Origin of the sequence: Microbacterium resistens NBRC 103078 (assembly GCF_001552355.1) — a bacterium.
Taxonomy (GTDB): domain Bacteria; phylum Actinomycetota; class Actinomycetes; order Actinomycetales; family Microbacteriaceae; genus Microbacterium; species Microbacterium resistens.
Genome location: NZ_BCRA01000022.1, coordinates 1 through 11,481, shown reverse-complemented (window position 1 = coordinate 11,481; position 11,481 = coordinate 1). Strand labels below are relative to the sequence as shown.

At 72.2% G+C, this 11,481-nt stretch carries 13 protein-coding genes; 6 read left to right on the top strand and 7 right to left on the bottom strand.

Annotated features, from left to right (window positions below; genetic code table 11):
• The coding region (locus MR1_RS04865) for an MSCRAMM family protein (protein ID WP_157517903.1) at positions 1-1,589 on the bottom strand (1,589 nt) is incomplete at its 3' end.
• 79 nt (positions 1,590-1,668) lie between these two features.
• Here MR1_RS04865 and MR1_RS04860 point away from each other — a divergent pair.
• Positions 1,669-2,337, top strand: a complete 669-nt coding sequence (locus MR1_RS04860) for an SIMPL domain-containing protein (RefSeq protein ID WP_067243554.1) — start codon at positions 1,669-1,671, stop codon at positions 2,335-2,337.
• A gap of 79 nt (positions 2,338-2,416) precedes the next feature.
• Positions 2,417-2,887, top strand: a complete 471-nt coding sequence (locus tag MR1_RS04855; protein WP_067243553.1) for a hypothetical protein — start codon at positions 2,417-2,419, stop codon at positions 2,885-2,887.
• Positions 2,888-2,899: 12 nt separating this feature from the next.
• Here MR1_RS04855 and MR1_RS04850 read toward each other — a convergent pair whose 3' ends face one another.
• Genes MR1_RS04850 through MR1_RS04835 form a run of 4 tightly spaced genes read right to left on the bottom strand, consistent with a single transcriptional unit; the run spans position 2,900 to position 5,741 of the window.
• A complete protein-coding gene (locus MR1_RS04850) occupies positions 2,900-3,175 on the bottom strand; it encodes a hypothetical protein (RefSeq protein ID WP_067243552.1) in 276 nt (91 codons plus the stop codon).
• Positions 3,176-3,224: 49 nt separating this feature from the next.
• A complete protein-coding gene (locus MR1_RS04845; RefSeq protein ID WP_067243551.1) occupies positions 3,225-4,460 on the bottom strand; it encodes an MFS transporter in 1,236 nt (411 codons plus the stop codon).
• Positions 4,457-4,888 (bottom strand): MarR family winged helix-turn-helix transcriptional regulator, encoded by a 432-nt coding sequence (locus MR1_RS04840; RefSeq protein WP_067243550.1) that lies wholly within the window; start codon positions 4,886-4,888, stop codon positions 4,457-4,459. Before MR1_RS04840 ends, MR1_RS04845 begins: the two co-directional genes overlap by 4 nt.
• Positions 4,889-4,946: 58 nt before the next feature.
• Entirely contained in the window at positions 4,947-5,741 is a 795-nt protein-coding gene (locus tag MR1_RS04835) for an IclR family transcriptional regulator (protein ID WP_067243557.1), read from the bottom strand.
• Between the two features lie 102 nt (positions 5,742-5,843).
• On the opposite strand from MR1_RS04835, the gene MR1_RS04830 reads away from it, so the two are divergent.
• From MR1_RS04830 to MR1_RS04820, 3 genes are read left to right on the top strand one after another with little or no spacing between them, the layout of a single operon-like run.
• Complete coding sequence (locus tag MR1_RS04830) at positions 5,844-6,626, top strand: CoA transferase subunit A (protein WP_067243549.1); 783 nt, start codon at positions 5,844-5,846, stop codon at positions 6,624-6,626.
• Position 6,627: 1 nt separating this feature from the next.
• The gene (locus tag MR1_RS04825) at positions 6,628-7,278 is read left to right on the top strand and encodes a CoA transferase subunit B (protein ID WP_174522510.1); all 651 of its coding nucleotides are present in this window, start codon (positions 6,628-6,630) and stop codon (positions 7,276-7,278) included.
• Positions 7,275-8,483, top strand: coding sequence for an acetyl-CoA C-acetyltransferase (locus MR1_RS04820; RefSeq protein ID WP_067243548.1), 1,209 nt, complete (start codon positions 7,275-7,277; stop codon positions 8,481-8,483). The genes MR1_RS04825 and MR1_RS04820 overlap by 4 nt, the downstream gene beginning before the upstream one ends.
• 12 nt (positions 8,484-8,495) lie before the next feature.
• Here MR1_RS04820 and MR1_RS04815 read toward each other — a convergent pair whose 3' ends face one another.
• Both MR1_RS04815 and MR1_RS04810 read right to left on the bottom strand, forming a co-directional pair.
• Entirely contained in the window at positions 8,496-8,780 is a 285-nt protein-coding gene (locus MR1_RS04815; protein WP_067243547.1) for a hypothetical protein, read from the bottom strand.
• Between the two features lie 9 nt (positions 8,781-8,789).
• Positions 8,790-9,989, bottom strand: coding sequence for an aminotransferase-like domain-containing protein (locus MR1_RS04810; protein ID WP_067243546.1), 1,200 nt, complete (start codon positions 9,987-9,989; stop codon positions 8,790-8,792).
• A gap of 245 nt (positions 9,990-10,234) precedes the next feature.
• On the opposite strand from MR1_RS04810, the gene MR1_RS04805 reads away from it, so the two are divergent.
• On the top strand, positions 10,235-11,481 hold a 1,247-nt coding region (locus MR1_RS04805), incomplete at its 3' end, for an MFS transporter (protein ID WP_067243545.1).

Here is an 11,481-nt window from a genome sequence, read left to right as displayed (position 1 = left end):
CCGGGCGCCGGGGCGGGAGTCGGCGAGGTCGTCGGTCCCGGCGTGGGCGAAGGGGCCGGCGAAGGCGTCGGGGTGGGCGTCGGTCCCGGCGCGGGGACGACGTCGAACGAGATCCCCGTGACGTCGCCGTCGATGATCGTCACCTCACGGGTGGGCTCACCGTCGACCACGTAACCGGCCGGCGGATCGATCGTCACGAGGTAGTCGCCGGGGACCAGGCCCGGCACCTCGAAGCGGCCCTCCGAGTCCGTCACGACCGGATCCGGGTCGACCGGCCCCTCGACGTCGACGACGACCTCGGCGACCCCGTCGCCGTCGATCACGACGGAGCCGGAGATCGAGGAGGGGGACTGCAGGACGAAGTCGACGTCCTGAATCGGCCGCGCATCCTGCTCCGGCACGGTGAAGGGCTCGGGCACGCGGATCGGGGTGTAGCCGTCCGGCGGCGTGATCGTGACGCGGTGCTCCCCGGGTCCGACCTCCGGGAAGACATAGGCGCCGTCGTCGCCGGTCGTCGCCGTGGTGCCGTCGTCGAGCGTCACGACGGCGCCGGGCACCGGGTTGCCGTCCTCGTCGGTCACGGTGCCCGAGACCGGCACCGTCACGGATGCGGGATCCCCCAGGGTGAAGTCGGCGACGCCGTCGGACTCCGAGAGGTCCACGGCACGCCGGGGGACGTCGGCCACGCGACCGGGCGGCGGGACGATCTCGACCGTGTACCCGTCGGAGGCGAGGTTCTCCGGGAAGAGGTAGGTGCCGTCCGGGCCGGTCGTGGTCTCCCCGATGACGGCCCCGTCCGGGCCGAGCAGACGGATCGTCACGTCGGCGACCGGCTCGCCGCTGTCGGCGTCGGACACGGTGCCGGCGATGTCCCGGCTCAACGCCGCGAACCACGTCTGGTACACGGGGAAGCCGGACCGCTGGGTGAACGTGAAGGTGAGAGAGGAGATCGGCGCATTCGGCTCGAACCAGGCCGCGGCTCCGGCCGTGTCGTTCGCGTCCGCGTTTCCGGTCAGGGTCGCGGTCGTCGGGTCCCATGCGGGGACGTCCGCGGGGTCGCCCGTGCAGGACGGCTTCCCGGACAGCGCCGGGTCGCAGTAGTTGAACGAGTCGCGGTATCCGAGCTCGTCCGAGGTCAGCGCCTGGCCGTCGGGTCCCTCGGCCGAGATCTGCACCTGGTCCGCATCGATGTCGCCGAGCACGAAGGCCCATCCGGCGCCGGGAGCCGGGGTGTCGAACGTATAGGTGGTGACCGAAGGGGTGGTCGGACCGTCCGCCTGGGGGCGGAGGTTGAGATACGGCTGGTCTCGGCTGCTGCCGTACTTCTGGCCGACCGGCGTGTCCGCGGAGAGCCACGTGCTGCCGCCGGAGAACACGCCCACGCCGCCGCGCGAGTTCGAGTCGAGCGTCGCCCGCAGCGGGGGCTGGTCGGCGATCGTCACGGCGCCCGTGTACGCGCCGGGCCCGCCCTCCAGCGGGTCCCAGGACGCCCAGGACGTGGTGGTCGCGGCGGAGGCGGAGAGGGCGGTGCCCACGGCTGCCGTCGCGACGAGCAGGCCGATTCCCGTCATCGCTGTCGTTCGTCGCATACCGGTATGTTGTCACGGCGAACCGGGCCCGGGGAATCCTCGGCTCCTCTCATGACGGCGTCTGACGTAGAGTCGCCGCATGAACGAACTCACCATCACCGTGCGCGGCGAGCACGAGGTCCGCATCGCCCCCGAGCAGGCCACCGTGCACCTCTCCGTGACGATCGAGGGCCCGCACCGCGAGGACGTCGTCGAGCGCGCCCTGGCGCTCGCGGCTCCGGTCCGCGACGGGATCGCGGCCCGAGAGGAGAGCGGCGCGATCGCCGAGTGGTCCAGCACGCGCATGGGGGTCCGTGCGGAGCGCCCGTGGAACAGCGAAGGCAAGCGCCTCGCCCCGGTCTATCATGCGACGGTGGAGTTCACGGCCACGTTCTCCGATCTCTCCGAGATGTCCGTCTGGGTGACGGAGGTCTCCGTCAGGGAAGGCGTGACCATCGGAGCGGCGGTCTGGAAGCTGACGCCGCAGACCCGGCGACGGGTGGAGCAGGAGGTGGCGGCGGAGGCGGTCGGCGTGGCCGTGTCTCGGGCGACCGCCTATGCGACGGCCCTGGGCTACGAACGGGTGGAGCCGATCGAGGTGGCCGACACGGGCATGATCTCGTCCCGGCCGACGCCGGTCGTGCAGGAGCGCGGAGCGCTGCGTGCCGCGGCGGCTTTCGCGGCACCGGCGGGCGATGCCGGGATGCAGTTCCAGGCCGAGGACATCGTCGTCGCGGCGACCGTGGAGGCCCGCTTCCTCGCACGCTGAGCGGTCTCGTCCGAATCGTCCTCGCGGGCACTTCCGCGAGCGCGGCGGCGGTGCGATCATGGCATCGCGAGGAGGCGAAATGATCGATCTCGAAGACGTGGACGCCGACGAGGACGGCGCGCTGACCGCGACGGCCGTGCTCCCCGGGGACCGGCACGTGACCGTGGAGTTCGCCGTCGATGACGAGGAGGATCTGGACGTCGACGACGACGACGACGAGGCGGACGACGACGAGCGCGAGCCGGCCGATCCGGACCTCGCGCGGATGCAGGAGACCGTCCGTCACGCGCTCGCCCGGCTGACGGAGGAGGTCCTCGACGCCCGCGAGCACGACGTGGTGGCCGAGCTGACCGCCGCCGCCTACGGCGACGACGAGGATTCCGTGGATCGCGAGGCCGAACTCGCCGCCGACATCTCGCTCGACGGCGTGGTGGTGTTCGACGATGGAGCGATGGCGCTGCTCTACGTCGCGCCGGAGCAGTATCCAGGCTCGGCGATCCGCTGTCAGCTCGACGACGATCTGGAGGTGGAGGACCTCGAGGTCGAGTGACCGGGAGCCGCGTCAGGCCTCGCGCACGGAGATCAGCATGTGACCGGCGGGCACCTTCGCCTCGAGCGCGGCCAGGTCCTCCGCCTCGATCTCCTGAAGGCCGTCACGGCGCACGATGAGCCCCTCGGCGGTCAGGACCGTGTCCTTCTTCGCCATGGTGACGGGAGCGGACGCCAGTTCCCAGCCCTCGGGGGTCTGGGCGGCGAGCAGGTCCTGGATCTCGTCCAGTTCGTGGCCCTGCACGGTGGCGGTACGGGTTTCGACGGGGCGGATGAGACCGATCAGCATGCTTCCAGGGTAGAGGTCTCCACGGACAGTGCCGGGCCGGTGGGGCGGCTCAGGCCGCGTCGCCGACGAGGATCGCCTCCGCGTCCTCGGCGGCGTCGTGCGATCCGCGGTCGATGTGGCGCAACGCTCGGCGCCCGAGGAGCACGACGAGGGCGGCGACGAGCACCGAGAGGGCCGCGAAGAGGTACGGCACGGTGGCGGAGAACGCGTGCCACAGCAGCGCGGCCAGCGGAGGGGCCGCGGCGCCGCCGAGGAACCGCACGGCGGAGTAGGCGGACGACGCGACCGCGCGGGGGAGATCCGTCGCCTCCATGACCGCCTCGGTGAGCACGGTGTTCATGACTCCCAGCAGCAGACCGCCGACGACGATGCAGACCACAAGAGCGGCGGGGGACGAGACCAGCAGCCCCGCCGCGATCAGATCCACCGCCAGCAGCGGGAGGACGACGAGGATGATCCTCGTCAGCGGCATGCGGCGCAGGAGCAGCGGTGCGAGCCACACGCTCGTGATCGCCAGGGCGACGCCCCAACCGAAGAATGTGAGTCCGATGCCCATCGCCCCGAAGCCCAGCGGGAACGGCGAGAAGGCGAGCAGCACGAAGAAGCCGATGTTGTAGAACAGGGCGGCCACGGCGAGGACGGCGAGGGCGGGGCGACGCAGCGCCGTGAACGGCGCCGAGAACGGGACGGGGGCGCGCTTCTCGCCCGGTCCCCGCAGGAGCACGAGCACCGCGATGAAGGCGATCGCCATGAGTGCGACGACGCCGAAGAACGGCCCGCGCCAGCTCTGCTCGCCGAGCAGCCCGCCCAGCAGCGGGCCCACGGCGATCCCGAGGCCGAGGGCGGCCTCGTAGAGGACGATCGCGGCGCTGCTGCCGCCGCTGGCGGCGCCGACGATCGTGGCGAGCGCGGTGGAGATGAACAGCGCGTTGCCCAACCCCCACCCGGCGCGGAAGCCGATGACGGCGTCGACGCTCCCGCTGACGGCGCACAGCAGCGCGAACACCACGATGAGGCCTAGCCCGACGAGCAGCGTGGACTTGGCCCCGATCCGGCTGGAGATCCAGCTCGTCACGAGCATCGCGAGACCGGTCACGAGCAGATAGCTGGTGAAGAGCAGCTCGGTCTGGACCGGCGAGGCCTGCAGCGCGTCGGCGATCGCGGGGAGGATCGGATCCACGAGGCCGATGCCCATGAAGGCGACCACGCAGGCGAAGGCGACGGCCCAGACCTGGGCGGGCTGACGCCAGATGGAGGTCGGTGCGGCGGAGGGGGAACTGCTCAACGGGGGGTCCTTTCCGAGACGGTGCGACTGTGCAGGAGGGCGGCGGCGCGGGCGAGGACCGCCCAGTCGTCGTCGTCGAGGTCGGAGAACCGTGGCTCGAGCGCCTCCTGGATCTGGCGGCGCCAGGAGCGGACCGCGTCCCGTCCGGCCTCGGTGACCGTCACGACCGTCGCCCGCGAGTCCTCCGGATCGGGGGAGCGCGTCACGAGACCGTCCTGTTCGAGCTGCCCGATCAGGCGGGTGATCCCGGGTTGGGTCGTCCGGCTCGCCCGCGCGAGCTCACCGACGCGGAGGGGGCCCTGGGCGTCCAGTAGGCTCAGCGCGCGCCACTGTGCGGCGGGCGCCTCGTTGCCGGTCGCGTGGGCCGCGATGCGGGTGAGCGCGTGCGCGGAGAAGACGATCGACGGGATGATCTCGGCGCGATTCATACCGTAAGTATATATCAAATGGTATGTAAATGGGGCCGGAGTCCGGACCCATGAGAGGTCAACGCCGGGCGGCGGCGAGGCGCGACGAGAGCTGGTGGGCGTGTGCGAGGAGGGTGCGTCCGAGGGAGGGGAGCCGATCCGGGCCGAAGCGGAACTCCACGCCGGTGAGGCTCAGCGCCCACTCGGCACGGCCGTCCCGGTCGAACACCGCGGCGCCCATGCCCCAGCTCCCCTCGACGATGAGTCCGGGATTGACGGCGTATCCGCGCGCCTTGGTGTCGGCCAGGCGGGCCCGCAGCGGACCCGCGCCGTGCGCTCGGCCCCACCGCTCGGGCAGCTCCGGGTGGCGGTCCAGGTAGGCATCCACATCGTGGTCCGGAAGGAAGGCGAGGATCGCGAGCCCGGCACTGGCGACGCCGAGGGGGAAGCGCACGCCCTCGCTGAGCACGAAGGAGCGGATCGGGAACGACCCCTCCTCGCGCAGGAGGCACACCGTCTCGTCGGCGCGGCGCACCGAGAGGAAGGCGCTCTCCTCCGTCTTCACCGCCAGCGACCGGACGATGTCGCGGGCGAGCTCGGTCACGTCGTACCGGGCCGCGGCCACCGTTCCCATGAGATAGAGCTCCGGGCCGGGCATCCAGCGCGCCGTCTCGGCATCCTGGTCGACGAGCCCCTCCGCGCGGAGGGCGGAGAGCAGCCGGTGAGCGGTCGGGCGGCTGAGTCCGGCGGCGCGGGAGAGCTCCTGCAGGGAGGCCCCCTCTGCGGAGGCCGAGACGAGGCGCAGCAGGCCCGCCGCGCGGGCGACCGCCTGGGTTCCGGGCACCGTGCGACGGGATGCGTCGTTGCGTTCCACGATATGGACGGTATCGACACGCGGGTCCACATCGCAATCATCCGCTTGTCGGGTGCCCGTCGCGACGCGCACGGTGGAGGGATACCGACGAAGGAGTGCGGCGTGATCGACAAGACCTGGGCCTCCGCCGCGGAGGCCGTCGCGGACATCCCGGACGGTGCGTCGCTGGCGGTCGGCGGCTTCGGCCTCTCCGGGAACCCCATGGCGCTCATCGAGGCGCTGCACGCCCGCGGGACCCGCGACCTCAGCATCGTCAGCAACAACTCCGGCGTCGACGACTGGGGCCTGGGGATCCTCCTCCGCGCCGGGCGCATCCGCAAGATGACCTCGTCCTACGTCGGGGAGAACAAGGAGTTCGAGCGGCAGTTCCTCTCCGGCGAGCTGGAGCTGGAGCTGACCCCGCAGGGCACCCTCGCCGAGAAGCTCCGGGCGGGCGGAGCGGGGATCGCGGCGTTCTACACGCAGACCGGCGTCGGCACCCAGGTCGCCGAGGGCGGGCTGCCCCGCAGGTACGACGGCGCCGGGGGAGTGGCCGTCGCGTCGCCCGCCAAGGAGGTGCGGCGCTTCGCCCCCGGCGGCATCGAGCACGACTACGTGCTCGAGGAGGCCATCGTCACCGACTACGCCCTCGTCCACGCGCTGCGCGGCGATCGTCACGGCAATCTCGTCTTCAACAAGGCGGCGCGGAACTTCAACCCGCTCGCCGCGCAGGCCGGGCGGATCTGCATCGCACAGGTGGAGGAGCTCGTCGAGCCCGGGGAGCTGGACCCCGACGCCGTGCACCTGCCCGGGATCTACGTGCACCGCGTCGTCGAGGTCGGGACGGGCATCGAGAAGCGCATCGAGCGCCGCACCGTCCGCGACACGACGAAGGAAGGAGCCTGAGATGGCGCTCAGCCGCGACGAGATGGCCGCTCGCGCCGCCCGGGAGCTCCGGGACGGCGCCTACGTGAACCTCGGGATCGGGCTCCCGACGCTCGTGCCGAACCACGTGCCGGAGGGTGTGACGGTGGTCCTCCAGTCGGAGAACGGCATCCTGGGCGTCGGCCCGTACCCGACGGAGGAGGAGGTGGACCCCGATCTCATCAACGCGGGGAAGGAGACCGTGACGACCCTGCCGGGGACGTCGTTCTTCGACTCGGCGATGAGCTTCGGCATGATCCGCGGGGGAAAGATCGACGCGGCCATCCTCGGCGCGATGCAGGTGTCGGCGGCCGGAGACCTGGCGAACTGGATGATCCCGGGGAAGATGGTGAAGGGGCCGGGCGGCGCGATGGACCTCGTGCACGGAGCCGGTCGGGTGATCGTGCTCATGGAGCACGTCGCCAGGGACGGTTCGGCCAAGATCGTCGACGAGTGCTCGCTGCCGCTGACCGGCAAGGGCGTCGTCGACCGGATCATCACGGACCTCGCCGTGATCGACGTCACCGAGGACGGCCTGGTCCTCGTGGAGACGGCTCCCGGGGTCTCGGTGCAGGATGTGATCGATGCGACCGAGCCGCCGCTCGTGATCGCCGAGGGAGTGGAGAACGCATGAACGACGCCGCAGCGCGTACAGAAGGACCGGACGACGTCGTCATCGTCGCCGCCGCGCGGACCCCGCAGGGGCGCCTGAAGGGACAGCTCGCCCCGTTCACCGCCCCGGAGCTCGGTGCGTTCGCGATCCGCGGCGCACTCGCGCAGGGCGGGGTGGCGCCGGAGGACGTCGACGCGGTCATCGTCGGGCAGGTGCTGGCCGCCGGATCGGGACAGAACGCCGCGCGCCAGGCCGCGATCGGGGCGGGCATCGGCTGGGACGTGCCGTCGCACTCCGTCAACAAGGTGTGCCTCTCCGGGCTCACGGCCGTGATCGATGCGGCGCGAATGATCCGCACCGGAGACGCGACCACCGTCGTCGCCGCGGGAATGGAGTCCATGACGCGGGCGCCGCACCTGCTGATGGGGTCGCGGGACGGATGGGCGTACGGCTCCGTGGAGGTGCTGGACCACATGGCGTACGACGGCCTGACCGACGCGTACGACCGGGAGAGCATGGGATCGTCGACGGAACGGCACAACGCCCGCTTCGAGGTGACGCGGGAGGCGCAGGACGCCGTGGCGGCACGGTCGCACCAGCGCGCCGCCGCGGCGACCGAGGCGGGGGTCTTCGACGCCGAGATCGTCCCGGTCACCGTCCCGCAGCGCAAGGGGGACCCGCTCGTGCTCACCCGTGACGAGGGCATCCGTCCGGAGACCACGACGGAGACCCTCGGCGGCCTCCGTCCGGCGTTCGCCGAGGGGGGATCGATCACCGCCGGCAACTCCTCGCAGATCTCGGACGGCGCGTCGGCCCTCGTCGTGACGACCCGGGCCCACGCCGCGGAGCACGGATGGCCCGTGCTGGCGACGGTCGGAGCGAGCGGGCAGACGGCGGGCCCGGACAACTCGTTGCACGCGCAGCCGGCACGCGCGATAGAGAAGGCGCTGGAGAAGCAGGGGATCACGGTGGAGGACCTGGACCTCGTCGAGATCAACGAGGCGTTCGGCGCGGTGGTCGCGCGCTCCCAGAGCGAGCTCGGCCTGTCCGATGACGTCGTCAACGTCCACGGCGGCGGCATCGCGATCGGGCACCCGATCGGGGCGAGCGGCGCGCGACTCGCCGTCCACCTGGCGCACGAGCTCGCACGCCGGGGCTCCGGGACGGCCGTGGCGGCGCTGTGCGGAGGCGGCGGCCAGGGCGAGGCGTTGATCCTCACCCGCTGACCCGCCGAGGGATCAGCGCTTGGCGGCCTTCTTCTCCTGCTTGGCGGCGATCTTCTCCGCCTTCTCCGCACGCTTGCGCTGGGTGGCGGCGACCGGGGAGTCGTCGGGCACCGGGATCCCGCGCGCGTCGCGGCGCATGTCGACGACGGCGCCGATGGCGAGCGCCAGCGAGATCCCCCAGGCGAGCCATGCGAGCAGGGCCCGCCAGGTGACCGGCGTGTCCCGGGAGCCCCGCAGCAGGGCGATGCCGCTCGTCACCGCCGCGAACAGTCCGCTGCCGAAGAGGTAGTTTCGCATCCCTCCACGCTACCCGTCGGCGAGCGCCTTGCCGAGGCGGCGGACGCCCTCGCGGATCTTCTCCGGGGAGTAGGTCGTGAACGACAGCCGCAGCGCACGCTCGTCCGGCGGGCCGGCGAAGAAGGGAGCGCCGGGGACGAACGCGACGTCGTGGGAGAGCGCGGTCCGCAGGGCGGCGGTCGCATCGCGGCCCTCCGGCAGCCGGACCCAGAGGAACATGCCGCCGTCCGGACTGTTCGCGGTGCTCCCGGGCGGAAGCGCCTCGGGCAGCGCCGCGCGCATCGCGTCCCGGCGTTCGGCGTAGGCGGCGCGGATCCGCTCGAGGGCCGGGGCGGCGCGCCCGGAATCGAGGTAGTGCGCAGCCGCCGCCTGGTCGATGGTGGAGGTGTGCAGGTCCGCGGCCTGTTTCGCGATCGTCACGGACGGTCGCACGTCGGCAGTCGCACGCAGCCAGCCGATGCGCAGCCCCGGGGCGATCACCTTCGAGAAGCTCCCGAGGCTGATGACGTGCTCGGGGGCGTACGCCGCCAGGGACGGCAGGGGAGAGCCGGAGTAGCGGAGCTGTCGGTACGGCTCGTCCTCGACGATGCGGAACCCGTGGCGCTGCGCGATCTCGGCGATCCGGGCGCGGGCGCTCTCGTCGTGCGTGCGGCCGGTCGGGTTCTGGAACGTGGGAACGGTGTAGAAGAACCGCGGCGCGTGGGCGGCGGCGAGCCGGTCCAGGGCCTCCAGGTCCAGCTCCTCGCCGGTGTAGGGGACGCTGACGATCCGGGCCCCGGCGAGCGAGAAGGTCTGCAGGGCTGCGAGATAGCAGGGCTCCTCGACGAGGACGACGTCGCCGGGGTCCAGCAGGGCGGTGGAGAGCAGCCCCAGGGCCTGCTGCGACCCGGTCGTCACGAGGAGGTCCGCGGGACTCGTCTCCAGCCCGTCCGCCCGGTATCCCTCGGCGACCAGCTCCCGCAGTCGCGGATCCCCCTCCGACAGGGAGTACTGCAGCACGTCGGGTGTGCGCAGCACCTCGTCGTACGCGGCGCGGATCCCGTCGAGGTCGAACAGCTCGGGGGCGGGCAGGCCGCCGGCGAACGAGATGACCTCGGGGCGCGCGGTCAGCGCGAGGAGGTCGCGGACGGGGGAGGTCTTCGCGCCCCCGACGCGCGTCGAGCGCGGGGGCAGGGATGCTGTGGAGGGGGAGGGAGGGGCACTCGTCATCGTCCGGCCTTCGTCACGGGGAGAATGATCCCCTCACCCTAGGGCACCGCACACCGCCCGGGAGCGCGTGTGTCGGGAACGCTAGAATGGTCGGGTCGCGTCCCTCGCGACCCAGCTGTGCATCCACCGGCCGTCGGCTTCCCGACGGATGCGGCGGCACTCTGCCACCTCGATCCAGGGCCGAATCGGTCAGGGCCACGTCGTGGACGTGTCCTCGCCGTCCGCCCTGCACCCGGACGGACGCCATGATCACGCAGACAGACTCTCCCTCGCTCGCCGCGGACTCCCGACCCCCGAGCGTCTTCGGGCTCGCGGGCCTGCCATATTTCGTCATCGCCTTCCTGGCCAGGATGCCCTTCGCCATGATGGTCGTCGGCGTCCTCACCCTCGCGGTGGCGGGACGCGGTTCGCTGTCCCTGGGCGGACTGACCTCGGCGGCGGTCGGGATCGGGACCGCCTGCTTCGGCCCGTTGCTCGGCGCGGCGGCCGACCGGTTCGGGCAGCGGCGGGTGCTGCTCGTCCTCGCGGTGGCGAATCCGACGGCGCTGGGGCTGTTCGTGTCCGCGGTGTACCTCGGCGTCCCCGAGGCCCTTCTTCTCGCCAGCGCCTTCGCCATCGGTGCGACGGCTCCGCAGGTGGCGCCGCTGTCGCGTTCGCGTCTGGTCACCCTCATCGGCGAGCGCGTCCCCGAGGAGCGCCGAGCGCGATCGGTGTCGTCCACCATGGCGTACGAGTCGGCGGCGGACGAGACGGTGTTCATCATCGGGCCGTTCCTCGTGGGGCTGCTGGCCTCCTTCATCGCGCCCTGGGCGCCGCTGGCCATCGGCGCCGCGCTCACGGTGCTCTCGGTCGGGGCTTTCGCCCTGCACCCCTCGGCCGCGCACGTCTCGCGGGAACGGACGGAGGACGGGCGGGCGCCGTCCTCCGGGCGGGAGCTGTTCCGGCCCCGTCTGCTCGTCGTCGTCCTCGGCATCTTCGGCGTCGGGCTGTTCTTCGGCACGATGCTGACCTCTCTGACGGCGTTCATGACCGAGCGGGGAGATCCCGAGGCCGCGGGCCTGCTCTATGGGGTGATGGGCATCGGCTCGGCGGTGCTGGCCCTCGGCGTCGTCCTCCTTCCCGCCCGGTTCTCCCTGCGGGCTCGCTGGCTCGTCTTCGCCGGGATCCTGCTGGGCGGAGCGCTCATCCTGCTCACCGTGTCCGACGTGGCCGGAATGGTCCTGGCGCTGGCCGTCATGGGGATCGGGATCGGCCCCACGCTCGTGACCCAGTACAGCTTCGGCGCCGCGCTGAGCCCCGCGGGACGTTCGGCGACGGTGATGACGATGCTGGGGTCGGCGGTGATCGTCGGGCAGGCGGTCGGCGCGGCCGTCACGGGGAACGTCGCGCAGGAGATCGGCGTCGCGACCGCCCTGCTGCTGCCGATCGTGGCCGCGGCGGTGGTCGTCGCCGCCGGGATCGCGAACGCGCTGGTGAACCGCGGCGCGCGGGG

Bases quoted from the DNA above. Each gene is read 5' to 3' on its own strand.
- MR1_RS04860 (WP_067243554.1), top strand. From the start codon at position 1,669: ATGAACGAACTCACCATCACCGTGCGCGGCGAGCACGAGGTCCGCATC.
- MR1_RS04855 (WP_067243553.1), top strand. From the start codon at position 2,417: ATGATCGATCTCGAAGACGTGGACGCCGACGAGGACGGCGCGCTGACC.
- MR1_RS04850 (WP_067243552.1), bottom strand. From the start codon at position 3,175: ATGCTGATCGGTCTCATCCGCCCCGTCGAAACCCGTACCGCCACCGTG.
- MR1_RS04840 (WP_067243550.1), bottom strand. From the start codon at position 4,888: ATGAATCGCGCCGAGATCATCCCGTCGATCGTCTTCTCCGCGCACGCG.
- MR1_RS04825 (WP_174522510.1), top strand. From the start codon at position 6,628: ATGGCGCTCAGCCGCGACGAGATGGCCGCTCGCGCCGCCCGGGAGCTC.
- MR1_RS04820 (WP_067243548.1), top strand. From the start codon at position 7,275: ATGAACGACGCCGCAGCGCGTACAGAAGGACCGGACGACGTCGTCATC.
- MR1_RS04815 (WP_067243547.1), bottom strand. From the start codon at position 8,780: ATGCGAAACTACCTCTTCGGCAGCGGACTGTTCGCGGCGGTGACGAGC.
- MR1_RS04810 (WP_067243546.1), bottom strand. From the start codon at position 9,989: ATGACGAGTGCCCCTCCCTCCCCCTCCACAGCATCCCTGCCCCCGCGC.